Source organism: Virgibacillus sp. MG-45 (assembly GCF_036409425.1).
In the GTDB taxonomy this organism is placed as follows: domain Bacteria; phylum Bacillota; class Bacilli; order Bacillales; family Amphibacillaceae; genus LDC-1.
The window spans coordinates 81,611-104,882 of sequence record NZ_JAXOFU010000008.1; the positions used below are offsets into that span (position 1 = coordinate 81,611).

Here is a 23,272-nt window from a genome sequence, read left to right on the forward strand (position 1 = left end):
GATTGCATGGTAAATTATGGTTATTGATTGTAACAAAAGGGGGAAGAAAAGTGGCAGTCGTAACAGTAGATTTTGATGGGACACTATACCAAGGGAACTCGTTTAAGATTATGTTTAAGATTGCGAAAAAGAAGTTCACCCTTAAGCAATGGCTTGTCGTGATTGCAGGGCTAATTCAGGCTATTTTTATTGGTGTATTTAAAGGGAAAGATGCGTTTCGCCATCAGTTTTTTATCGCATTTGCTAAATCATTTAAAGGAAAGACAGAACAAGAAATGGCTTTATTTTTCCAAGAGTTAGTATCTATTGGGAAAAAGGATGTCCATGAAGACCTTGTAGAAAAAATACGTGAACACCAGCAACAAGGCGATACAATAATATTGCTTTCAGGTGCATTACGTCCATTTTTAGAAATGTTCGTTCAAGAAGTTAAACTAGATGTGCATATCATAAGCACCTCTCTGCTTTATGATCAAAATGGGGTTTGCACTGGTGAAATTGGACAAATTATAAATGGTGCTAGTAAGGTCGAAAAGGTGAAGGATTGGCTGCAAGCCTATTCGCGTAAAGAAGACGATGCACTGAAAATATGGGCATATGCGGATAGTGAGAGCGATATTCCACTGTTTGAACTAGCAACCTATCCTGTTGTAGTAAATCCTGATGAAGCGATGTTAGCAATCGCAAAGAAAAGGGAATGGCCGGTATTTAGTTCCTAGAATTAAAACGAATAAAATGGAGTATGAATAAACAGTTATTAGATAAAAAGGCGGATGAAAAAAAGGTTTATTATTCAAAAAATACGAACGAAATATTGACGTTAAAATTTAACTGTAATTAAATGTATTTATAAGCAGTTGAAATGGGTGAGACTCCTCCGGGAAGCAACAGAGGAACACAGACTAAAATCGCTACGTCCTGTTGCAACGTCTGCGCTAGTACATCCTGTATGTCGAAAAATTAACTCGGAAAAGTGTACTTTCTTTTCCGAGTTAGTTGAGGTCGTGCCCGGGGAAAGCGACCCCATTTTTAAACTACGTGGCTATAGATAGAATTTTGACACAGATACTTTTATTTTATCCCAACCTCATTTTTTATCTTACTTATTCTTTTTTCGTTTGGATAGTCTCCCTAATAGGAATGCGCCTGCACCAATGGCAATAGCTGTGTTCGTTTTTTTGTTGAATACTTGTTTTACTACTAAATTCATATTTTGTGGACGCTCTGCTAAACGACGCATGAAATAACCATACCAGTCTTTTCCAAATGGTACGTATGTACAGAACTGATAGCCTTCCTTGGCAAGTGTAAGCTGTAGGTCCTTGCGAAAGCCGTATAGCATTTGAAATTCAAACTTATCTTTCGGAATATCATTTTCCTTTACAAACTGCTTTACATGGTTAATGACATGATGATCATGTGTAGCAATGGAAGTGAACGATCCGCTTAACAAATGATATTCGATTAATTTAAGGAAATTGTTATTAATTTCTTTTTTATCCTGGTAAGCTACCGTTTCCGGTTCTTTATAAGCTCCTTTTACAATGCGTAGACGAAAATCCTTATATGCTTGAATCATTTTCACAGAATCGAAAAAATAAGCCTGGATTACGGTTCCAATATTCTGATAGCTTTGGGACAATTCGTCAATTAAATCAAAGGACGGTTGCAGGTGTTTGTAATCTTCCATGTCGACATTTATAAAAATACCGAATTCATTTGCTTTCGCGACAATCTCCTCTAGATTTTCACGACAAAAGGCATAGTCGATGTCAAGTCCCAGCTGGGTTGGTTTTAACGAAATATGTGCATCTACCTCATGTGCATGAATCGCTTCTATGACGTTTAAAATTTGGTCCTTTGCTTCGAGTGCTTCTTCTTTTTCAAATACAAATTCTCCGAGATTATCAACCGTGGCGGAGATGCCGTGCCTATTGAGCTCTTTTACGCTTTCAATCATTTCTTCAATAGTTGTTCCTGCGACAACCGTTTGTGCACCTAATTTGGTGCCGTATTTTTTGGCCATACTATTTAAAAGCTGATTTTGAGATAAACCGATGAAGAAATTTTTTAACCACATCTTTTAACCCTCTTTTTTTAATAGTTTTAATTATATTATAACAGGAAAAATTAGAATAATGGTACAATTGTTTTGAAGATTTGTCATAATTGTATCCGTTATCAGTTTAAGAGATAATAAGAAAATGGACAGACGTTAACTTAATTGAATTGTTAGACAATTCAGCGTTGATTAAAGATAAGAGCTATGGTAACGTTAATTTGAAAAGAAATACTCTTAAAGTCATTGAATATAAAAGTATCATGTACTGAAGCATTGTCCTAATGGGGCTTTTTTCTTTTTTATTTAACATATACATACAATTGTGAGTTAGACGCAACAAGGAGGATTTATATTTTGAACCGGTCCATTGATATTAGAAGACTTCATTCCTTAGAGGAATTAAATGAGATGCAGCAGATAGAAGAACAAGTTTGGGAAATGCCTCCAACCCCTGTGCATCAAACATACACCGCTTGCAATAATGGCGGTATTCTACTCGGCGCTTATGATGAAAATAGAATGATTGGCTTTTTGTATAGCTTTGCTGGATTTGATGGGAGTGCTCCATATGTTTGCTCGCACATGCTTGGCATCCTACCAGCCTATCAGAAATTAGGGGTTGGTATGCGGATGAAGCTCGAGCAAGCAAGGATTGCAAAAGATTTAGGTTATCACATGATTACATGGACGTATGATCCACTTGAAACCAAAAACGCGTACTTAAATATACATAAGCTCGGAGCTGCAGGTGTACAGTATAAAGAAGATCATTACGGAACCTTGGATGATGGGCTAAACCAAGGACTTGCTACTGATCGATTTCTTGTAGCGTGGCACCTACATAAGGAGCCTATTAAAAAAGAAGTACATGAGATTTCCGAACATCTATTGCTTCTTAAGATAGGGGAAAATGATCAACCTGCTATAACCGATACTTTCAATTCTGCTAATTTAGTAGAAATAGAATGTAAAGATGGTTGGTTTGTAGCTGTACCAGACCATTTTCAACAAATAAAGCAAAGAGACTTACCATTGGCGAAAGCGTGGCGTTCGGCTACAAGACGTGTTTTTATGGCCTTGTTTTCGAATGGTTACATGGCGACAGACATTATTCGGGACAAGGAACAGCGTATTTGTTATTATTATTTTTCAAAATGATAGTGGAGGGATAGAAGTGGAAATTCCAATTAGACAAGTTATCTTACATCGATTGAAAATGCGGTTAAATGATCCGTTTACAACGAGCTTTGGAACATTCCAGGAAAAGGAGTTTTTTATAATTGAGGCGGTTGATGCGGATGGGAATCATGGCTATGGAGAGAGCGTTGCTTTTACCAGTCCTTGGTATAGTGAGGAAACTGTAGAGACAACATACCATATGATGCGTGATTTTTTAATTCCACTTTTGCAGGAGCATTCCATATCACATCCGTTTGAAGTCACAAAGCTGTTTTCACCGATACGAAGAAATAATATGGCTAAGGCAGCAATCGAAGGAGCGATCTGGGATCTATATGCGAAACGAAATAACAAGCCATTGGCAGAGATGCTTGGTGGAAATAAAAAAGAAATTGATGTAGGGATTAGTATAGGGATTCAACCTTCTATAAAAGCTTTATTGGAGTTAATCGATAAGTTTGTCACGCAAGGGTATAAACGAATTAAAATAAAAATAAAGCCTGGCTGGGACATTGATGTGCTAAGAGAAGTCCGTGCTCATTTTCCCGATATTCTAATTATGGCAGATGCAAATTCTGCGTATTCGCTTGAAGACCTGGAGCATTTACAACAGCTTGATGCATTTAATTTAATGATGATCGAACAACCGTTAGCACATGACGATATCGTGGATCACGCTTTATTACAAGCGCAGCTAAAAACACCAATATGCTTGGATGAAAGTATTCACTCACTCGAAGATACGAGAAAAGCAATCGAGCTTGGTAGCTGTCAAATTATTAATATAAAAATTGGACGCGTTGGTGGATTATCAGAAGCTAAGAAAATTCATGATTACTGTATGGAAAAGAAGATCGATGTATGGTGTGGTGGTATGCTTGAAGCAGGAGTTGGACGTGCACATAACATTGCACTAACGTCGCTTTCACAGTTTACGCTACCAGGTGATACAGCAGGTTCCTCTCGTTATTGGGAAAAAGATATTATTGAACCGGAAGTAATCGTCAAAGATGGGATAATTCGCATTCCGGATAAGCCAGGAATTGGATATGAAATTGATGCGGATACAATGAAAAAGTTTACCATTGCAACGCATGCTTTTCAATTGTAAAGAATCTATAATTGTAAGGGATAAGTACAAGCTATGTAGTGTTATGATATAGTGAAAAGGAGGACATCTAAGCAAAGGAGGACAAAAGAATGAAGCGAATTTTAGTAGCATATGACGGGTCAAATTTAAGTAAGCGTGCACTTGAAGAAGCAAGATTGCAAGCAACAGAAAACCCTCAAGTTGAAATTCATCTCATTTCTGTTGTAACTCATGCAGGGCCAAGTACAAATAAAGCAATTGCTAGTAGCATCATGATGGAATTGGCTGAAGAAATACGCCCCATACTTAGTAGGATTGAGAAAGAACTAAAAGAAGAGGGGATAAAGGTAATTTCAGAAGTGATGGTTGATTACTCGCAAGGAAATCCAGGTGTCAAAGTGTGTGAATATGCAGAGAATCATCACATGGATTTGATTATCGTTGGAAGTCGTGGACTAGGAAATATGAAGTCCTTTTTCCTTGGAAGTGTGAGTAATAATGTTGTACAACATGCCAAATGTCCAGTACTCATTATGAAATAAAATAGATAGGAGCTGTTCTTCGTTAGCGGAGAGCAGCTTTTTTGGTTTTCGTAATAAGCGTAAAGAAAGTTTTTAAATAAGAGGCAGTTACTCATTGAGGTAACTGCCTCTTCATTTACTATAGATTATTATGTTGGCACTATTATTATCATGGAATCGCGGAATAATGGATATTTTTTTCATAAATATTAATTATGAAGAAAATTATTTACAAAAAATAATATGTGTGATAAGTTTGTTTTGTAAACGTTATCATTTTTTTGAACAGGAACAGGAGGATATAACAACAATGATGAATGCGAAGTTTCACGGAATTATTCCCGCCTTTTATGCTTGCTATGATGCAGATGGAGAGGTTTCAGAAAAGCGAACAAAAGCGTTTGTAAACTACCTAACAAACAAAGGTGTTCGAGGGCTTTATGTAGGTGGTAGTTCTGGAGAATGTATATATCATAGCTTAGAAGAAAGAAAAAAAACGCTCCAATATGTAGCGGAAGAAGCAAAAGAAGGACTTACATTAATTGCCCATGTTGGTGCGCCATCAACGAAGGACAGTGTTGAACTTGCGAAATATGCTGAGACATTAGGGTATGATGCATTATCTGCGATTCCTCCGATTTATTATAAGCTTCCTGAAAGTGCGATTGAGAAATATTGGGAAGCAATTATAGAAGCAACGGAATTGCCTTTTATTATTTATAACATTCCACAAACAACAGGGTATTATTTATCGCTTTCCTTATTTCAACGAATGCTCCGAAACAAAAAAGTAATTGGGGTGAAAAATTCTTCCATGCCAGTGTTAGACATTGAGCGTTTTAAAACGACTGGTGGTGAGAACTTTATCGTCTTTAATGGACCAGATGAACAATTTGTTTCAGGAAGATTAATTGGAGCAGACAGCGGAATTGGTGGAACGTATGCAGTGATGCCTGAGTTGTATTTAAAAGCAGATGAATATGTACAGGCAGGACAATTTGATAAAGCTAGAGCAATTCAACAATCGATCAATGATATTATTATTGCTTTAACATCATTGGATGGGAATATGTATGCCGTCATTAAAGCATGCCTCAACTTACGTGGCATAGAACTAGGAGGAGTTCGTGCTCCTTTAGAGGAAGTAGCAAAGCATGAAGCACAGAAAATAAAAGAAATTAATCAAATGATCGATCAAGCTATCCAAATGTATCAATAAAACAGGCGTGCTTCGATTAATTATAGGAGGTGATGAGAAAAGGGGGGAGAGCTAAAGAGAAGAATGGAAAGAAAAAAGTATGAAAAAAGTTTGAGGATTAAGGAGGATTATACATTGAAAAAATTAGGATTGGCTTTATTTAGTATTGTTTTATTATTATCTCTGCTTACTGCTTGTGGAAATGACGATAAAGAAGCTGATAAAGGAAAAACCGATGGGAAAGATACGGTCGAAATTTCTTTATGGCTCACACCACAATGGAAAGGTGTTATCGATTCTTCGGAGGAAGGTGCAGACTTTGACAGTTTCTTTAAGTATGCTGCTGAGAAATTTTCCGAGCAGTATGATAAGCATGATGTGAAAGTAAATGTAGAAGTAATTGCTGGTGATCAGCGTGATGAAATGTTAAACGTTAATTTAAATGGTGGCACACCTCCAGATATTTTCTTTGAAAGCGTATTCGCAATGGGGGATTACGCACATCGCGGTGCTCTTGCTCCTTTGAATGATATTGTTGATGATGAAGCGAAACAGGATATCGAACAAAGCTTCTGGGATACGGTAACATTTGGAGAAGATATCTATTTTTATCCGTTCTCACATATGCCAGGTACATTAGTTTATAACGCAGATATGTTTAAAGCGGCAGGACTTGAAAAGTATGTCGGGAGTGCGGATGCAATTCAAACATGGACATTGGATGAATATGAAACGATTTTAAAAGAACTAAAGGCGAACACACCAGAGGATAAATATTCGAACGCGTATCCAATGGGATTATATGCATTGAATAATCAAGGTGATACATGGAACTTAGCTTATTTAAGAATGTTTGGAAGCCCTTTCTTTGATGATGAAGGAAATATTGTTTTGGCAGATGAAAAAGGGACAAAGGCTGCAGCATGGCTAAAGGATATGTATGACGAGGGTCTTACGAATCCGGGAGCGGAGTCTGTTTCCTCGAATGATGTAAATGCAATGTTCCAAAATCAACAATTAGGCGTTAGCTTCACAAACTCTGTATTGTACAACAACATTAAAGCTGATATGGCTAGTGGAAATGTGCCTGAATTCGATGCTCGACTTGCAAATATTCCGTCTGAAAGCGGAGATCCACTTTCATTCACCTATGTAACAGGTGCTTCTATTTTTGATACAGGAGACAAAACAAGAATGGAAGTTAGTAAAGACTTTGTGAAGTTCTTCTCTTCTGATCCGGAGCTTGTTAAAGCTTCGAAGAACGGTGTGCCAGTAAGAAAATCAGTCGTTGAAGAGTTTAAGGATGAAAATCCATTGTTTGCTGCATATGAAGCGAACTCACAATATATGTTTAGCTTCACAGGAAATGTTCCTGGTTACAATGAGTTAAGACAGGTTTTATATCCAGAGCTTCAAGCATTATATACAGGTGAAAAATCGCCAGAAGAAGCTGTGAAGGATTATCAGAAAAAAGGAAACAATGTAATCGAAAAAGCGAAGGAAGACTCTGTCATCTATAACAAATAATCTATGAGGCACTGGGACAAAGGAATTTATCTTTGATATAAATGCTTTTCTTTTGTCTCATCCTCTCATAGTTTTATTGGAAAGGTAAATGATGCGTATGAAAAACAACATGCACGCTTTAAAGCGTAATTTAACAGGGTATCTATTCATTTCACCACAGCTATTATTTTTCATGGTTTTTCTTGTGTATCCGATATTCGAAGGAATTCGTTTAAGCTTATATAAAATCAATTACGGCAACATGACATTCATTGGCTTTGATAATTACAAGGCACTGTTTCAAGATGAAGTGTTTATAAAATCAGCGGTAAACACAGTTGTATTTGTTATTTGTATTGTAGCATTGACCGTTGTGTTTGCTTTGTTTGTGGCTTCAGCTATTTTTGATAAAAACGCTAAATATGTTTCGTTTATTCGGGGGAGCTATTATATTCCGGTTATGGTATCCATGGTCGTTATGAGTATGATTTGGAGTTTTTTATTGAATCCTTCCAATGGACTTATACCATTTTTAGCTAGACAAATGGAATTGCCTGTCGTAAATTTTCTCGGGGATAAGGATCTCGTCTTACCCGTCATCATTTTTGTAACATTCGCCACAAATGTCGGTCAAGCAATTATCCTTTATATAGCAGCTATGATAGGCGTGCCAAGGGATATTTTTGAAGCCGCTGAGGTAGATGGTGCAAGCCGCATTCGTGTTATTTTTAAGATTTTGATCCCGTTAGTAAAACCTACAACGATTTATATCATCATTATCAATATCATCAATGTGCTAAAAATATTCGTCGTTATTCAGCTCCTCACAGGTGGAGGACCAAACAATGCCTCTACGACATTAATGTACTTCTTGTACAATAATGCATTTAAATACAATCAACTAGGCATCGCATCATCTGTAGGTGTGATTATGTTCGCCATTGCGATGGTGCTTTCGATTCCACAGCTACGTGCCATGTTTAAAACGAACTAGAGGTGAAATGAAATGTTGAAACGCAAAAATAAATTAAAACAGGAAAAATTCGATATTACAGCAAATGTGATTGTGCTATTTTTTGCGATATTAAGTTTATTTCCATTATATTGGCTCGTTACAAGCTCATTTAAAAACAGTGCAGCAGTTGTGAAAATGCCACCAGATTGGTTTCCGAAGACCTTTAACTTTCAAAATTATATCGATGTTTTCAGCAATCAGCCTGCACTGAAATGGGCAATGAACAGTGTGATTGTTTCGCTTGTTGCTACGGTAGCATTAATTATTGTTAGCTCCTTAGCAGCCTATGCATTTTCTAAGCTACAATTCAAAGGAAAAAATGTTATTTTCATTATTTTTATTTCGAGTTTAATGGTTCCAAAAGAAGTGATGATCGTTCCGTTATATCGTATTGTTGATCAGCTTGGTATGGTTAACTCGCTACATGGCATGATATGGCCGAATGTTGCTACGGCTTTTGGTGTGTTTTTATTAAAGGGATTCTTCGATAGTATTCCAGATTCATTGCGTGAATCAGCAAAAATGGATGGCGCAAGTGAGTTTCGAACCTTCTTTAAGATTATGCTACCGATTGTAAAACCAGGAATTGGTGCACTATTTATCCTTTACTTTGTGCAAGTATGGAATGACTATGTGTGGCAGTTAGTTATCGGACAAGAGGAAGGCGTAAAAACATTGATGGTAGGAACAGCGACATTAATGCAAGATTTAAATCCAAACTTCGCATATAAGATGGCTGGGGCCACCGTCGCCGCAATTCCAATGCTCGTCATTTTTCTTTTCTTCCAACGTTACTTTACACGAGGAATTTCGATAGGTGCAGAAAAAGGATAATCTAAAATTATGGAGATGCATGTGATGACAACAAATGAACAAATACTACAATCTATCCAGCATGAATTAATCGTTTCCTGTCAAGCTCTACCCGAAGAACCATTGCATAGTCCGTTTATTATGGCAAGAATGGCACAGGCAGCGCGCTTAGGTGGAGCAAAAGGTATACGGGCAAATGGAATTGATGATATTCGTGCTATTAAACAAGTGGTTGCATTACCAATCATTGGTATAATAAAGAAAACATATGAAGGTTCTGACGTGTTTATTACGCCAACTGAAGAAGAGGTAGAGCTGCTTCACCAGGAGGGAGTAGATATTATTGCAATGGATGCGACCGACCGAGTTAGACCAGGAGGACAGCGAATACGAGATGTTTTTCCAGCGTTTCGTGCAACGTATCCCGATCAGTTGTTTATGGCTGATTGCTCTAGCTATGAAGAAGCAAAAGAGGCTTATGAATTGGGTTTTGATTTAGTGGGGACAACCTTGTGTGGATACACCACGCAAACAAAAGGAGTTTCCCTTCCTGACATCCACTTGATTAAACAGATGGCACGTGATATTCCGATTCCAGTCATTGCAGAGGGTGGCATATGGACACCGGACGATTTAAGTAATGTATATGAAAGTGGTGCGTATAGTGCGGTTGTTGGAACTGCGATTACGAGACCAAAAGAAATTACGGAACGATTTGTTCGTGCCATTAAATCCTAGCAGAACGATGATATTTCCTTGAAAAGGAATGAGCATTATGAAATTATTAGGAATTGATATTGGGGGGACTGCAATCAAGGTTGGCCTCGCAAATGAACATGGGGAAATTTCGCTTTTTAAAGAATATGCCTCTGAAAGCAAAAAGGGTGGCGAATATATGATTCAGAAGGTGATGCGTATCATCACCGAAATGAATACGGTAGACGCCATTGGAATAAGTACTGCAGGTCAAGTAAACCACCAGGACGGTTCCATCCTTTATGCAAATGATAATATTCCAGGCTATACCGGAATGCCATTAAAAGAGCTGCTTGAGGATCGCTTCGGTGTTCCGGTAATGGTTGAGAATGATGTAAATGCTGCTGCGATGGGTGAGTATTATTTTGGAAATACACATAGGCGAGATGACTTCTTATTTTTAACGTATGGAACAGGGATTGGTGGAGCGCTTTTTTTAAATGGTCGATTATACCACGGAAATGATGGGATAGCAGGTGAATTCGGACATCTCATTACACATCCGTCAGGGGCGCTTTGTAATTGTGGGAGGTATGGTTGTTATGAAGCCTATGCTTCGACAACAGCATTGATTAATAAAGCAAAATTGGTAGATAAAAGTTATGATAATGGTAGAATTATTTTTGAGGGATATCAGCAAGGAGATGTTTCATTACAGCAGCTCATCGTGGATTGGATTTATGAGGTAGCACTTGGATTAACTTCTTTAATTCATATTTTTAATCCTCCATCTATTATTATCGGAGGTGGAATTATGGAGCAGGATGTCCTTGTTAAACAAGTATCCTTTCAAGTAAAACAAATGATTATGGATAGCTTTTCAAACGTGCAAATACAAAAAGCTTCTCTTGGTAATAAAGCAGGTGTGCTGGGTGCAATCGCTCTTCACTTAGCGAGAGAAGTTAGAAGGAGTATGCTATGACGAAGACGGATATTTTTTCACTCATCCAAACGAGATATCGTTCGTTTACAAATACGGAGAAGAAAGTAGCCGATTATATTTGTGAGCATACGAAGGATGTCATATACATGTCCATCACAGACCTTGCTGAAGCATGCCAAGTTGGTGAATCTAGTGTCTTTCGGTTTTGTAAATCGATGAATTTTAAAGGCTATCAAGAATTTAAGATTGCCATGGCACATACCATTTCCATGGCAGATGAAACACCACAGCTTACAAGTGAAATTACGATGCAGGATACAATTGAGGAGCTTTCTGCCAAAATATTATCTACAACAATCAATGCCCTTACCCAAACACATAATTTAGCAAATGATGCAGACATTTCGAAAGCAATTGATTGGATGGTTGAAGCAGAGCGTATTCACTTTTTTGGTGTCGGTGCATCACTAATGACCGCGATGGAAGGTAAAAATAAGTTTATGCGTATTACGAATAAAACGGAATGTTCATTTGACTCTCACCTTCAAGTGATGTCAGCTGCATTAATGTCCAACAAGGATGTTGCAATTTTAATTTCCTATTCTGGTTCAACAAAGGACACATTAGAAGTAGCAAAGATAGCGAGAGAAAGAGGCGTGAAAGTCATCTCGTTAACAAGGTTTGCTAAATCACCACTAACGAGTTATTCCGATATTACATTACTTTGCGGTGCAAATGAAGGGCCACTTCAAGGTGGCAGTCTTTCTGCCAAAATATCACAGCTTTACTTGTTAGATGTGCTCTACGCAGAGTATTTTAAGCGGACACATGAACAATCTATTCGTAATAAAGAAAGTACGGCAAAATCTGTTATTGAAAAGCTTCTATAACACATACCCTAACCAATTCCAATGGTTAGGGGTTTTATTGCTTTAAAAATGGTAAGAAAGGAATCTTTTTTTTAACTAACATCTTTCTTTTTCATATTATAATAGGATTGGATCAGCAAAAAGGCGGATCAAAAGGAAGTTTTCCTTTGGTCTGCCTTTTTTAATATATTTTAGTTTGCAGGTTAAACTTGCAAGACTTTAACGAATGATTGCAAATTGTTTTGCAAGAAATTGGTCTTGGTACGTTTTTTTGTAGTTCGTATAATGAAATTGAGGTGGAGGCAATGAATCAACGTGCAAGAGATCTGGTTTTGCTATTCATGGATAATGATCAATATTTTACCGTAAGCCAGCTTTCAGACCACTTTTCTGTTAGTCAGCGGACAATGTATAACGATTTAATGGAGGTGGATGAATTTCTAGAAAAGCATCACCTTTCTGCATTAGAGCGTCAAAAAGGGATTGGCGTGAGGCTGAATTTGGAAAATGGCGAGAAGCAAGTAATTAAAGAGTTTCTTGATCATGAGGATTTTACTTTTCATACTCCAGAAGAACGCAAATATCGAGCACTGCATTATCTATTAATTCAGCATGAGCATGTAACCATTGATCAAGTGTCAAATTTCCTTAAAGTATCTCGAAATACCGTTATTAATGATATGAAGCTACTGAAAGAGTGGTTGGCTTCGTTTCAATTATCATTAACGTCATATCCTTATAAAGGATTAAAGGTTGAAGGAACAGAACTTTCTATTCGAAAAGCATTGCTTGCTGTTTATCGTCAAGAGCAAAAGCATCGATTTCAAATTTCGAACGAAGAGCGAATAATGTTAAGTGGAATTCTCTCAAAGGAAGAAATTAATCAGCTTGCAAGCATGATAGATGTAGTAGAAAATGAGCTGCAAATTATTCTTTCTGATCATTCTTATTTTCGCGTAATGCTCCATCTTGGAATGGCAATCGCACGAGTAAAACAGAACTGCACGCTAGAAAAAGGTACAGTAGCGGAAAGTATTCAGGAAACACGTGAATACGAAGTGGCCTGTATCGTGAAGAAAGAAATTGACCGTGTGTTTCAGATTGATTTTCCAAAGAATGAAATCGTTTACTTCGCTGCGCAGTTAGTTAGCAGTAGCTTGCAGGATACGAATCATTTTGGAAATATAAATGATCAATGGCTTCCACTACAAATTGTAACACGTACGTTTATAAAGGCGCTAGAGAATGTGTTTAATGTCCCTTTACTAGAAGATGCTCAATTATTTAATGGATTGTTAGCGCATCTACGACCTGCTCTATATCGAATCAGAAATGGTTCAACGATTGATAATCCAGTATTGAGTCAAATTCGTGAGAACTATAGCTTTGTGCATCATAAGGTGATGAAGTCACTTACTGTTATGGAGGCAGAGTTAAATGTAATTTTTAATGAAGACGAAGCTTCCTTTATAACGATGTATGTAACAGCAGCTTTAGAAAGACAAAAGAAGCAAACAAAAAGAACGCCGGTCGCTATCATTGTTTGTGATACCGGTACAAGCACTTCACAGATGCTTGCCACACAGCTGAAAAGCTTATTTCATATTCGAGTGCTAGGAGCATTTCCGGCACGACAGGCAAGTGAAATCGTGGCAAAGGAATTAGTGGATGTAGTCATTACGACCGTACCTCTGAAAATGGAGAATACGCAAATTCTTAAAGTAAGTCCATTACTTACCAAAGAAGATATTCAGAAGCTTACATTGCTATTCGACAAGCTAGAGGGTCCTGAATTACTTGTACAGGATATTCTGCATATTATTTATCCGTATTGTACAATTCATGATCCATTGGCGCTTCATGAGCGATTACAGGACTATTTTCAACGTGATGTAAAAGAGACAGCCAAAATAGAGAGGAGAATAAATCCTGTGTTAATAGAAGTGTTAAATGAGAACTTAATTGAAACACAAGCTTTAATTACAGATAGAGATGAAGCGGTTAGACGAAGTGGTGAATTGCTTTATCAAAATGACTTAATCGAGCCTTCGTACATTGACGCGATGGTTGATAATGTCCATGAAAATGGAACATATATCGTCATTGCTCCTGGAATTGCAATGCCACATGCTAGACCGGAGTATGGTGCAAAAGATATTGGATTTAGTATCGTGACGTTAAAAGAGCCAATTCGATTTGGACATCGAACCAATGACCCGGTAAAAATCGTAATCGGTTTTTGTGCCATTGATCATGAAACCCATTTAACTGCGTTATCTGAACTAGTTGGTGTATTAAATCAAGAAGACAAGCTAGAGGCGATATTACAGGCAACAACACCTCAACAATTAATGAAAATATTTAAAGGGGAGGAATAATAATGTTATCTATTGTAACGGTTTGTGGAGCTGGTGTGGGAAGTAGTATGATGCTCCGTCTTTATGCACAACAAGTATTAACAGAAGAAGGGATTTCAGCAACAGTGGATGCATCCGACATTGGTTCGGTCCGCGCAGATGATTATGACGTAGTTATTACAACTTCTGATTTTGCTGATATTCTCCGTAATTCGCGAGCAAAAGTGTTGCGAATTGACAATATGATGGACAAAGAGCTATTGCGATCCGAGCTTTTAAAAGCAATAAACGAATAAATAGAAGTGTAAATGGGAGTTTTTGTTCGGAAGTCATATATGACCAGCAAAAGCTTCCAAAATGAAATAAATAGAAGACGTATGTCAGTTATCTTAGATAGTTCTAATATGTGAAAAATGTTCAAAAATATTTCGTTATTAAATACCATTAAATCTATTAAAGGAGCGAGCACACATGGACTTTATCATGTATCTTATTGATAACATATTTAGCCAGGCTGTATTTGTAATTGGTATTGTCGTCATTATTGGTTTATTGGTTCAGAAAAAGGGCTTTGATTCGATTGTATCTAGTACCATTAAAACAATGATTGGTTTTTTACTTATTAATACAGGTGCACAGTCGTTAGGGATTTCCTTACTGCCGTTGCAGCCAATGCTTAGTAAAGTTTTTCGTTTAGAAGCCGAAATTCCTACGCTTGCAGAGGCGCAAATGGAGAGCTTTGTTCAAATTGGAACAGAAATGGCACTTATTTTTGCTTTAGGATTTATTATTCATATTTTATTTGCGCGAATAACACCATTTAAATACGTACATCTTTCTGCACATGTATCTTTCTTCTATGCTGGTTTAATTGCAGCGTTATTAAAATTTGGTACGAATATGGGATTTGTTCCACTTGTTTTAACAGGGTCTCTAATTCTCGGTTTTTATTTAACCTTTACATGTGCTTATGTGGCACCGTTAATGAAAAATGTAAAAGGTGGAGAAGGATTTACGCTTGGCCATTCAAGCTCTAGTGGTGTTTGGATTGCTGCTAAGCTTGGCGGACTTTTTGGAAATAAAAAGCGTGATTTAGAGGATATTAAAATTCCTAAAAGCTTAAACTTCTTACGTGAAATGACTATTGCGTTGACGGTAATTATGTTTTTAATGTTCTTAATTGTATCGATTATATCTGGTCCAAGTTGGATTATGGAAAATATTAGTGATGGAAGAGATATAATCTCATTCTCACTTTTAAATGGTTTACAGTTCGGTTTATGGATTACGGTTATTTTAGCTGGTGTGCGGATGCTTCTAGCAGAAATAATTCCTGCTTTCCATGGCATTGCGGATAAGATCATTCCGAATGCAAAGCCAGGATTAGATGTTCCGTTGTTATTTCCAAATTATCCAACATCGGTTATTGTCGGTTTTCTCACTAGCTTAGTTGCTGGATTTGTAGGTATGGTTTTTCTAGCAATGATTGATTATCCAATTGCTGTATTCCCAGCATTAATTCCTACCTTCTTTACTGGTGCGGTAACTGCAATTTTTGGGAATTCTACTGGTGGGATTCGTGGAGCATTGATTGGTTCCTTTACAAACGGATTGATCTTAATAATAGGACAGGCATTATTGCTCCCTCATATTGGTTCATATGCATCAATTATGCGGATTTTAAGTGAAACAGACTATGCTTTATATGGTCCATTGTTAGGAATGTTTCTTAAGCTGATAGGAGGGTAATCATGAAAAAGCTTGCACTTTATCTACCATGCTGCTATCCAAATGAAGCTCGTTTTTTTGAGATTTTAACTCTGATGGATCAATATCAGGTTGACGTACTTGAATTAGGGGTTCCTGTTAAGGATGCGCACATGGATGGAGCAGTCATCCAAGAAAGTCATAAGCAGGTGCTTTCACAAGGCTTTAATGAGGAATATTTTGTTGAAATCCTTCAGCGAATCAAAGAAGCATTTTCCTTTCAGATTGTATTAATGACGTATAAAGAGGGATTGGAAAGCTATCGCTTACTCCATGAAAAGCAGCATTTATTTGATGGGTTACTTTGTGTTGATCAAGCACTAACGGTGGAAGATTTTCCAGCACCAATTCAATTGTATAATGAAGAAACATCTGAGGATGAAATGGTCAAGCAATTGGAAAACAATCGGCTGTTTGCATATTGTATGAGTGGGATCGGAAAAACAGGTAGCTTTGAAAAGGTTCCCACAAATTATATCGATACAATAAAGCGAATTCGTAATTATAGCAGCATTCCTGTTTATGTAGGGTTTGGAATAAAAGAAAGAGAAGATGTCTCCCTTGTGTATCAAAATGGAGCAGATGGAGCGATTATTGGTTCTCATTTTGTAAAAAAGGTAAGAGACTGCACATTACAAGAAATCGGTGCGTATATAAAAGAACTGAAGAGCATATCATAAGGGACGCTTTTGCGTCTCTTTTTTTCATTCTTCCTTTCATTTTTAATCCCGCGTATAAATTGGAGTAAACCCCATTGAAAGTCTTTATCTACCATATATTTTCTTTCATTTGCTATGATGGTGGAAGAAGATATATTTAAGGAGCACCAACTATGAATAATTCAGAACTATTTAACGAAGCAAAGCAATTTTTAGAGCAATATTATATGGAAACCAATAAATCTAAAGCACTACTTAATGAGCGCCTCTCTACAGTAAAAGCTATGATTGCGAAGGAAGGCTCTTATGAGCATACAATAGACGAATTAACCTATGGTGCACGGGTAGCATGGCGAAATTCTAATCGTTGTATCGGACGATTGTTTTGGGACCGGTTGGAAGTAGTAGATGCACGTCATGTCACGTCAAGTGAAGAAGTATTTCCATATTTAGTTCAGCATATTGAAAAGGCGACGAATGCTGGAAAGATTAAACCGATGATTACTGTGTTTCCACCAGCAAGTCATAATAAGCGATTGAAAATATGGAACCATCAATTATTGCGCTATGCAGGCTATGAAACCGAAAATGAGATTATCGGTGATCCCGACTCGATTCCCTTTACGAAAATGTGTGAACAGCTTGGCTGGCAAGGAAAGCGCAGTTATTTTGATTTATTACCCCTTGTTATTCAATGGAATGATGAAACACCAGTTTATGTTGAAATTCCGAAAGAAATTATAATGGAAGTGCCGATCGAACATCAAGAATATAACCTGTTTGGCGATCTCGAAGTAAAGTGGTATGCGGTGCCAATTATTTCGGATATGCGACTTGAAATAGGCGGGTTACAATATACTGCAGCTCCATTCAATGGCTGGTATATGGGAACAGAAATCGGTGCTAGAAATCTAGCAGATGAAAAACGATATCATTTATTGCCGCTAATAGCCGATCAAATGGGTCTCAATCGCAATAAAGCTCGAAGCCTATGGAAGGATCGAGCATTGGTAGAGCTTAATGCCGCTGTATTAGATTCTTTTCAGAAGCATGGTGTAACCGTTGTTGATCATCATACTGCAGCAAAGCAATTTAGCGTATTTGAACGAAAAGAGCAGGAAGCAGGACGAGAACTAACAGGAAAATGGTCATGGCTTGTTCCGCCACTTTCTCCAGCAACGACGCATATGTTTCATCGTCCATACAGTAATACGATTAAAAAACCGAATTATTTTAAGTAACTTGGAAATCCTGGGAAAAACGCATGCCTACTGCGAAAAGGGAATAATTTTCTGCCGCGTTCTTTGCCAGTACTATTTCATACCAATAAGTCTTGAAACAAGAGCAATGGAGAGAAAATTACACCACCACATATTACAAAGAATCGATTAGTTTCGTAAAATCTTCTCCATTGCTTTTCCTTTTGCTAACTCATCAATAAGCTTATCCAAATAGCGGATTTCTTGCATCGTTGGTTCTTCAATATTCTCCACTCGAACACCACAGATTACCCCTTTGATTAAAGCGCGCGAAGGATTTAGATTAGGAGCTTCCGCAAAGAAAGTCTCAAAATCTGTCTGTTTTTCCAATTGTGCTTCTAACGCTTTCTGGCTATAGCCTGTTAACCAGCCGATGATTTCATCTACTTCTGTTTTTGTACGGCCTTTTCGCTCTGCCTTCGTGACATAATGGGGATAGACACTTGCGAAAGGCATTGTATATATCCGATGTTTAGTCATGATACACCCTCCTTCATCCGTTTTTCTGGAAATATCATACCAGTAATTAATAATTTATGATTATTCATATAAATAATGATAGTTCAGAAGCTATTTAGAAAAACTGTTAAATTTAGGTTCATTATACACGACAGTATGTCGATATAAAAGAAGAATACAACATAATGGAGGTACACAAGATGACGATGGAAACGCAGGAACAGCATTCGCTTTTAGAAGCATTTGTGAAAGTCGCACCATTTCTTCAAACATTAGTTAATGATGATATTACGGTTGGAATTTATGACACGGAGAAGCTAGTAATCAACTTTCCCGCTAAAAGCTTTTCCTTAAATGTGAATCCGGGAGATCCTTTAATGGAAGGAGATATCGTGACAGCTGCTATAAGAAATAATGAGAACATGGCAGCAGCAGTTCCGCCGGAGCTTTTTGGTGTACATCTTATTGCTCGTGCTATTCCATTACATGACGAAGCTGGTAATGTGATTGGTGGAGTTGGAATTGGAAGCAGTATTGAACATGCACAAAGACTATCTGATATTTCATCAAATCTATCAACTGTCATGGAAGATGTGACGAAAACAATTATTGAAATGTCACAATCCATTACAGAGCTTGCTGAAAATATGACGATTGTTTCGAATCAAGCTGAAGAAGTTACTACGAGTGCAGGAACAATTGAAGAGGTTTCGAATGTTGTAAAAGAAATTGCAGATCAGAGTAATTTACTTGGACTGAATGCAGCAATCGAATCAGCACGAGCTGGGGAACACGGAAGAGGTTTTTCCATCGTTGCGGATGAAATTCGAAAAATGGCGGTTAACTCAAAGCAGCAAGTTACCGAGATTCAGGCAATTACAAAGAAAATAAAAAGTGATATTAGTGACTTAAACAAACATACAAGAGAAGTGAACACGGAATCTGACAGTCAATCTGCTGCAATTGAACAACTATCGGCAACCATGGAAGAAATAAATGCAAATGTACATACGCTAGCAAGCTTGGCAAAGCAAAATGTTCAAATCGACAACTAAACTTCGGAGGGATTACAAATGAATTTTACACAACTTGAAGGACAGTATATTGCTGGAGAATGGCGAGACGGAAATAGCGAACGTGCAATGGAGAATCGCAATCCTTATAATGGAAAGCTAATTGCTACATACAAGGCTGCTACTATTCAAGATTTAGATGCTGCTTATGTTTCTGCTCAAACGGTTCAGAAAGAATGGGCTCGCGTTAATCCGGTTAATCAACGTGAAGTATTTGAACGTGCGGTTGCTTATATAGAGGAACAGCATGAATCCATTGTTGATGTTATTATTGAAGAAATTGGTGGAACAAGATTAAAGGCAGAATTTGAGATCGGATTAGTTAAGAATATGCTAAAGGAAGCAGCAACATTTCCATTTCGAATGGAAGGAAAAATTATGCCATCTCCAATTGATCATAAAGAAAACCGCGTGTATCGTGTTCCAATTGGCGTGGTAGGTGTCATTAGTCCATTTAACTTTCCATTTTTTCTCTCAATGAAATCTGTTGCACCAGCGTTAGCGGCAGGGAATGGTGTTGTTTTAAAGCCGCATGAGCATACTGCTATTACAGGCGGTACGATGATTGCAAAGATTTTTGAAGCAGCTGGACTACCAAAAGGACTGTTAAATGTTGTAACAACAGAGATAGCTGAAATAGGGGATCGCTTTGTTGAACATCCAATTCCGAGAGCAATTTCTTTTACAGGCTCTACCGCTATTGGAAAGCATATTGGTGCATTAGCTGGAAAACATTTAAAAGAGGTTCATTTGGAGCTTGGAGGGAACAGTGCATTAATCGTATTAGATGATGCCGATATCGATCTTGCGGTAAGTGCTGCTGTATTCAGTCGTTTTACACACCAGGGGCAAATTTGTATGTCAGCAAATCGCTTAGTTGTTCATGAAAAAATATATGATGAATTCGTAGAAAAATATATTGCCAAAGTTTCTACACTAACATGTGGTGACCCACGCGATGCAAATACAATTATTGGTCCATTGATTAATGAACGCCAAGTTAATAATACGGTGGCAATTGTTGAAAAAGCGTTGAGTGAAGGAGCTACGCCATTATTGAAGGGCAAGGTAGATGGCAATACGATGGAACCTGTTGTTTTTGGAAATGTTACAACAGAAATGACATTGGCAAAAGAAGAATTATTTGCTCCGGTAATTTCCATTATGAAAGCGTCTAGTGATGAGGAAATATTACGTCTTGTTAACGACACGCCATATGGCTTAAGTGGAGCGGTTCATACGAAAGATGTTGAACGGGGTGCTGAATTAGCGAAGCAAATGGATACTGGTATGATTCACATCAATGATGGAACAATTAATGATGAGCCTAATGTAGCCTTTGGTGGAATGAAGCATTCAGGTGTGGGACGCTTAAATGGCGAATGGAGTTTAGATGCGTTTACTACATTTAAATGGATCTCCGTTCAACATGTAAAGCGGCAATATCCATATTCGTAACAGGTGCTATATAGTATCACTCGAGAGGGACTTCTGAAAGGAAGTTTCCTCTTTTTTTTTTTTTGCACACTGAACTTGAATTTATTGTTTTTGATAGCCTATTTCGCTACAATATATAAGAACATTTATTCTTATAATAAAAATATAGATTTGCAATATAAAGTTTTCATTAGGTTATTTTTTGATGAACAGGTGGAGAGATGATATGAAAATTGGTTATGCTTGCATAAATATGAGTTTAAAGAAAAAATTCCGAACATGTCGTGTTGCCACAGCAGAAAAAGAGGGTGTTCCCAAGCTAAAAGAGCTGACGTTGGAAAACCTGCGCTTAACAAAAGAAATTATTGAATGGAATATTGCCCATGGTATATATTTTTATCGCATAAGCAGTGATATCGTTGTTTTAGCAACACATCCAGTTAATACGTGGGATTGGGCGAAGGATAAGGACGTGCAAACAATTTGTAATGACATAAAAGCATTACAAGAAAAACATGGATTGCGATTGTCCATGCATCCTGGGCAATACAGTGTATTAAACTCACCACGAGCAGAAGTGGTTGAAAATACAATCGCTGATTTAAACTATCATGCTACCTTAATGGAGCTTACTGGTGCAACGGACATGATCCTTCATCTCGGAGGGAAGTATGGTGATAAAGAGGAAGCATTAGCACGATTAATGGAACAAACGAAGCGGCTACCAGCTAAAATTTTGCAGAAGCTGCGTTTTGAAAATGATGATAAAATTTTCGATTTAGAAGATGTGCTTTATGTATGTGAAGCTACAGGGATTCCAGCTTGCTTTGACATTCATCATCATTTTTGTAATCCTGCAATGAGGGAGTTGTCTGCATTACTTCCTGCTGTTTGGAAAACGTGGAAGCAAGGAGAAGTTCCAAAAGTGCATATCAGCTCTGGTAAGGAATTTCCAACCGATAGAAGGCATCATGATTATATATTTCCAGATGATTTTGACCGATTAATGCACTATTTAAATGGCGCTGACGTTGATGTGATGGTGGAAGCAAAGCAAAAAGATATCGCTGCGCTTCGTTTACAGCAATACATCGCTGAAAGATAAATAGTGTAAGGAGCATTGTCTCCATGAAAAAAGGCTGTGACAATGATCGCTTCTTAAAATGCGGTTGTCACAGCCTTATATGATTACTAAAGGATAGTGTTCCCTAAATGAGTGCTCTTGAATAATTTAAATCTCTTTTACACTATTTTTAACGACTAACCTTGGAGAAAGACAAAGACTTTCATATGATTTATTTGGGTCTTGTAGCTTGGAAAATAATAGTTGGACAGCATGTTTTCCTAATTGTTCTACATCCTGCTCGATAGAAGTAAGCTCTACACCGAAGACATATGGATAAATAGAATTATCATAACCAACAACTGAAAAGTCATCTGGAACACGCTTACCATTTTCATACACACTTTTTAAAAATCCTAGTGTCATCATATCGTTCGTAATAAATACAGCGGTAATATCCTTATCAAGTATTTGATTTCCTGCTTCATATCCACTGTCAATGCGGTAATCTCCTTGTAGCACATAGCCAGGCTTAATCGTACTATTGAATTCCTTCATTGCTTTATAATACCCACGAAGACGAAGGTTCCCGTTATAGGACATTTCAGAGCTTGCGATACAGGCAATTTTTCGGTGACCATTTTCTAAAAGGTGACGCACCGCCAAATAAGCGCCAAGCTCGTTGTCATACGTTATTTTGTCACAAGAAAGCTCTGGATAAATTCGGTCAATTAACACATACGGGATAGAAGCTTTACTTAATTTCTCTAACCGATTGATTATTTCAGTATTATCGCTATAGGATGAATCACTTGGAATGATAAACATTCCTTCTACAGAACGAGAAGCAAGTAAATTAATTAGTTCTAAGTCGTTGTCGTATTCGTTGTTTGAATTAACAATCATCAGCATATAGCCTTTTTCACGACAATATGCTTCTATGTTTTTTGCTAATGAGGAAAAGAATATATTTTCAATATCTGGAATAATTAAGCCTAATGTTTGTGTTTTCTTTGTTACTAGGCTTCTAGCGATTTGATTTGCTGAGTAGTTGTATTCCTCGGCGATTTCCTTTATTTTCTTACGCTTTTCATTTGATATTCGACATGGTCGATTATTTAAGACGAGCGAAACTGCACTCGGGGATACGTTTGCTTTTTTGGCAATATCCTTAATCGTGATTTTCATTATGCATAGGCCTCTTTCTATCCAATATTAAAAAGCACCTTTTTAAAGGATTCCATTCTATTATCGGCGAATAAAGCCTAAATGGCAATGTAAAAAGTCCAACTCACGATTCCGAAAA

22 protein-coding genes are annotated in these 23,272 nt (G+C 37.4%); 19 read left to right on the forward strand and 3 right to left on the reverse strand.

Going from position 1 to position 23,272, the window contains the following annotated elements; all coding sequences use genetic code 11:
- The first annotated feature begins 50 nt into the window (after positions 1 to 50).
- Positions 51 to 719 (forward strand): HAD family hydrolase, encoded by a 669-nt coding sequence (locus SPK86_RS10170; RefSeq protein WP_330949292.1) that lies wholly within the window; start codon positions 51 to 53, stop codon positions 717 to 719.
- 380 nt (positions 720 to 1,099) lie between these two features.
- On the opposite strand, the gene SPK86_RS10175 is transcribed toward SPK86_RS10170, so the two are convergent.
- Positions 1,100 to 2,080 (reverse strand): proline dehydrogenase family protein, encoded by a 981-nt coding sequence (locus SPK86_RS10175; protein WP_284139117.1) that lies wholly within the window; start codon positions 2,078 to 2,080, stop codon positions 1,100 to 1,102.
- 336 nt (positions 2,081 to 2,416) lie between these two features.
- Between SPK86_RS10175 and SPK86_RS10180 the strand changes: the two genes are divergently transcribed.
- From SPK86_RS10180 to SPK86_RS10250, 15 genes are all read left to right on the forward strand, one after another.
- The gene (locus tag SPK86_RS10180) at positions 2,417 to 3,220 is read left to right on the forward strand and encodes a GNAT family N-acetyltransferase (RefSeq protein WP_330949293.1); all 804 of its coding nucleotides are present in this window, start codon (positions 2,417 to 2,419) and stop codon (positions 3,218 to 3,220) included.
- Between the two features lie 22 nt (positions 3,221 to 3,242).
- The gene (gene menC, locus SPK86_RS10185) at positions 3,243 to 4,352 is read left to right on the forward strand and encodes an o-succinylbenzoate synthase (RefSeq protein WP_330949338.1); all 1,110 of its coding nucleotides are present in this window, start codon (positions 3,243 to 3,245) and stop codon (positions 4,350 to 4,352) included.
- Between the two features lie 89 nt (positions 4,353 to 4,441).
- A complete protein-coding gene (locus tag SPK86_RS10190) occupies positions 4,442 to 4,873 on the forward strand; it encodes a universal stress protein (RefSeq protein ID WP_330949294.1) in 432 nt (143 codons plus the stop codon).
- A gap of 289 nt (positions 4,874 to 5,162) precedes the next feature.
- Positions 5,163 to 6,071: a dihydrodipicolinate synthase family protein gene (locus SPK86_RS10195; protein WP_330949295.1), complete on the forward strand. Its 909-nt coding sequence runs from the start codon at positions 5,163 to 5,165 to the stop codon at positions 6,069 to 6,071.
- 114 nt (positions 6,072 to 6,185) lie between these two features.
- Positions 6,186 to 7,577 carry an ABC transporter substrate-binding protein gene (locus tag SPK86_RS10200; protein WP_330949296.1) on the forward strand — a complete coding sequence of 464 codons (1,392 nt, stop codon included), beginning with the start codon at positions 6,186 to 6,188 and terminating at the stop codon, positions 7,575 to 7,577.
- Between the two features lie 88 nt (positions 7,578 to 7,665).
- Positions 7,666 to 8,550: a carbohydrate ABC transporter permease gene (locus SPK86_RS10205; RefSeq protein WP_284139122.1), complete on the forward strand. Its 885-nt coding sequence runs from the start codon at positions 7,666 to 7,668 to the stop codon at positions 8,548 to 8,550.
- Between the two features lie 12 nt (positions 8,551 to 8,562).
- Positions 8,563 to 9,405, forward strand: a complete 843-nt coding sequence (locus SPK86_RS10210; protein ID WP_284139123.1) for a carbohydrate ABC transporter permease — start codon at positions 8,563 to 8,565, stop codon at positions 9,403 to 9,405.
- 24 nt (positions 9,406 to 9,429) lie between these two features.
- Entirely contained in the window at positions 9,430 to 10,122 is a 693-nt protein-coding gene (locus SPK86_RS10215; protein WP_284139124.1) for an N-acetylmannosamine-6-phosphate 2-epimerase, read from the forward strand.
- 37 nt (positions 10,123 to 10,159) lie between these two features.
- Entirely contained in the window at positions 10,160 to 11,062 is a 903-nt protein-coding gene (locus tag SPK86_RS10220) for an ROK family protein (RefSeq protein ID WP_284139125.1), read from the forward strand.
- Positions 11,059 to 11,913 (forward strand): MurR/RpiR family transcriptional regulator, encoded by an 855-nt coding sequence (locus SPK86_RS10225; RefSeq protein ID WP_330949297.1) that lies wholly within the window; start codon positions 11,059 to 11,061, stop codon positions 11,911 to 11,913. Before SPK86_RS10220 ends, SPK86_RS10225 begins: the two co-directional genes overlap by 4 nt.
- Before the next feature lie 284 nt (positions 11,914 to 12,197).
- The gene (locus SPK86_RS10230; RefSeq protein ID WP_330949298.1) at positions 12,198 to 14,270 is read left to right on the forward strand and encodes a BglG family transcription antiterminator; all 2,073 of its coding nucleotides are present in this window, start codon (positions 12,198 to 12,200) and stop codon (positions 14,268 to 14,270) included.
- A 2-nt stretch (positions 14,271 to 14,272) separates the two neighbouring features.
- The gene (locus SPK86_RS10235; RefSeq protein ID WP_284139128.1) at positions 14,273 to 14,545 is read left to right on the forward strand and encodes a PTS sugar transporter subunit IIB; all 273 of its coding nucleotides are present in this window, start codon (positions 14,273 to 14,275) and stop codon (positions 14,543 to 14,545) included.
- 175 nt (positions 14,546 to 14,720) lie between these two features.
- Positions 14,721 to 15,998 (forward strand): PTS ascorbate transporter subunit IIC, encoded by a 1,278-nt coding sequence (locus SPK86_RS10240; protein WP_284139129.1) that lies wholly within the window; start codon positions 14,721 to 14,723, stop codon positions 15,996 to 15,998.
- 2 nt (positions 15,999 to 16,000) lie between these two features.
- Positions 16,001 to 16,696 carry a tryptophan synthase subunit alpha gene (gene trpA, locus SPK86_RS10245; protein WP_284139130.1) on the forward strand — a complete coding sequence of 232 codons (696 nt, stop codon included), beginning with the start codon at positions 16,001 to 16,003 and terminating at the stop codon, positions 16,694 to 16,696.
- A 152-nt stretch (positions 16,697 to 16,848) separates the two neighbouring features.
- The gene (locus tag SPK86_RS10250) at positions 16,849 to 17,916 is read left to right on the forward strand and encodes a nitric oxide synthase oxygenase (protein WP_284139131.1); all 1,068 of its coding nucleotides are present in this window, start codon (positions 16,849 to 16,851) and stop codon (positions 17,914 to 17,916) included.
- 147 nt (positions 17,917 to 18,063) lie between these two features.
- On the opposite strand, the gene SPK86_RS10255 is transcribed toward SPK86_RS10250, so the two are convergent.
- Positions 18,064 to 18,414, reverse strand: coding sequence for a DUF2200 domain-containing protein (locus SPK86_RS10255; RefSeq protein ID WP_284139132.1), 351 nt, complete (start codon positions 18,412 to 18,414; stop codon positions 18,064 to 18,066).
- 179 nt (positions 18,415 to 18,593) lie between these two features.
- Here SPK86_RS10255 and SPK86_RS10260 point away from each other — a divergent pair, with 179 nt between their 5' ends.
- The 3 genes from SPK86_RS10260 to uvsE all read left to right on the forward strand — a co-directional run bounded on the left by SPK86_RS10260 (position 18,594) and on the right by uvsE (position 22,008).
- The gene (locus SPK86_RS10260; RefSeq protein WP_284139133.1) at positions 18,594 to 19,448 is read left to right on the forward strand and encodes a methyl-accepting chemotaxis protein; all 855 of its coding nucleotides are present in this window, start codon (positions 18,594 to 18,596) and stop codon (positions 19,446 to 19,448) included.
- Positions 19,449 to 19,466: 18 nt separating this feature from the next.
- On the forward strand, positions 19,467 to 20,924 hold the full coding sequence (locus tag SPK86_RS10265; RefSeq protein WP_284139134.1) for an aldehyde dehydrogenase family protein: 1,458 nt from the start codon (positions 19,467 to 19,469) through the stop codon (positions 20,922 to 20,924).
- 205 nt (positions 20,925 to 21,129) lie between these two features.
- A complete protein-coding gene (uvsE, locus tag SPK86_RS10270) occupies positions 21,130 to 22,008 on the forward strand; it encodes a UV DNA damage repair endonuclease UvsE (RefSeq protein ID WP_330949299.1) in 879 nt (292 codons plus the stop codon).
- Between the two features lie 126 nt (positions 22,009 to 22,134).
- Here the strand turns inward: uvsE and SPK86_RS10275 are convergent, their stop codons facing one another.
- A complete protein-coding gene (locus tag SPK86_RS10275; RefSeq protein ID WP_330949300.1) occupies positions 22,135 to 23,154 on the reverse strand; it encodes a LacI family DNA-binding transcriptional regulator in 1,020 nt (339 codons plus the stop codon).
- Between the last annotated feature and the right edge of the window lie 118 nt (positions 23,155 to 23,272).

What these genes read in the sequence shown, in the direction of transcription:
- SPK86_RS10175 (WP_284139117.1), bottom strand. Translation starts at nt 2,080, where the DNA reads ATGTGGTTAAAAAATTTCTTCATCGGTTTATCTCAAAATCAGCTTTTA.
- SPK86_RS10190 (WP_330949294.1), top strand. Translation starts at nt 4,442, where the DNA reads ATGAAGCGAATTTTAGTAGCATATGACGGGTCAAATTTAAGTAAGCGT.
- SPK86_RS10195 (WP_330949295.1), top strand. Translation starts at nt 5,163, where the DNA reads ATGATGAATGCGAAGTTTCACGGAATTATTCCCGCCTTTTATGCTTGC.
- SPK86_RS10205 (WP_284139122.1), top strand. Translation starts at nt 7,666, where the DNA reads ATGATGCGTATGAAAAACAACATGCACGCTTTAAAGCGTAATTTAACA.
- SPK86_RS10210 (WP_284139123.1), top strand. Translation starts at nt 8,563, where the DNA reads ATGTTGAAACGCAAAAATAAATTAAAACAGGAAAAATTCGATATTACA.
- SPK86_RS10215 (WP_284139124.1), top strand. Translation starts at nt 9,430, where the DNA reads ATGACAACAAATGAACAAATACTACAATCTATCCAGCATGAATTAATC.
- SPK86_RS10220 (WP_284139125.1), top strand. Translation starts at nt 10,160, where the DNA reads ATGAAATTATTAGGAATTGATATTGGGGGGACTGCAATCAAGGTTGGC.
- SPK86_RS10225 (WP_330949297.1), top strand. Translation starts at nt 11,059, where the DNA reads ATGACGAAGACGGATATTTTTTCACTCATCCAAACGAGATATCGTTCG.
- SPK86_RS10230 (WP_330949298.1), top strand. Translation starts at nt 12,198, where the DNA reads ATGAATCAACGTGCAAGAGATCTGGTTTTGCTATTCATGGATAATGAT.
- SPK86_RS10235 (WP_284139128.1), top strand. Translation starts at nt 14,273, where the DNA reads ATGTTATCTATTGTAACGGTTTGTGGAGCTGGTGTGGGAAGTAGTATG.
- SPK86_RS10240 (WP_284139129.1), top strand. Translation starts at nt 14,721, where the DNA reads ATGGACTTTATCATGTATCTTATTGATAACATATTTAGCCAGGCTGTA.
- trpA (WP_284139130.1), top strand. Translation starts at nt 16,001, where the DNA reads ATGAAAAAGCTTGCACTTTATCTACCATGCTGCTATCCAAATGAAGCT.
- SPK86_RS10250 (WP_284139131.1), top strand. Translation starts at nt 16,849, where the DNA reads ATGAATAATTCAGAACTATTTAACGAAGCAAAGCAATTTTTAGAGCAA.
- SPK86_RS10255 (WP_284139132.1), bottom strand. Translation starts at nt 18,414, where the DNA reads ATGACTAAACATCGGATATATACAATGCCTTTCGCAAGTGTCTATCCC.
- SPK86_RS10260 (WP_284139133.1), top strand. Translation starts at nt 18,594, where the DNA reads ATGACGATGGAAACGCAGGAACAGCATTCGCTTTTAGAAGCATTTGTG.
- SPK86_RS10265 (WP_284139134.1), top strand. Translation starts at nt 19,467, where the DNA reads ATGAATTTTACACAACTTGAAGGACAGTATATTGCTGGAGAATGGCGA.
- uvsE (WP_330949299.1), top strand. Translation starts at nt 21,130, where the DNA reads ATGAAAATTGGTTATGCTTGCATAAATATGAGTTTAAAGAAAAAATTC.
- SPK86_RS10275 (WP_330949300.1), bottom strand. Translation starts at nt 23,154, where the DNA reads ATGAAAATCACGATTAAGGATATTGCCAAAAAAGCAAACGTATCCCCG.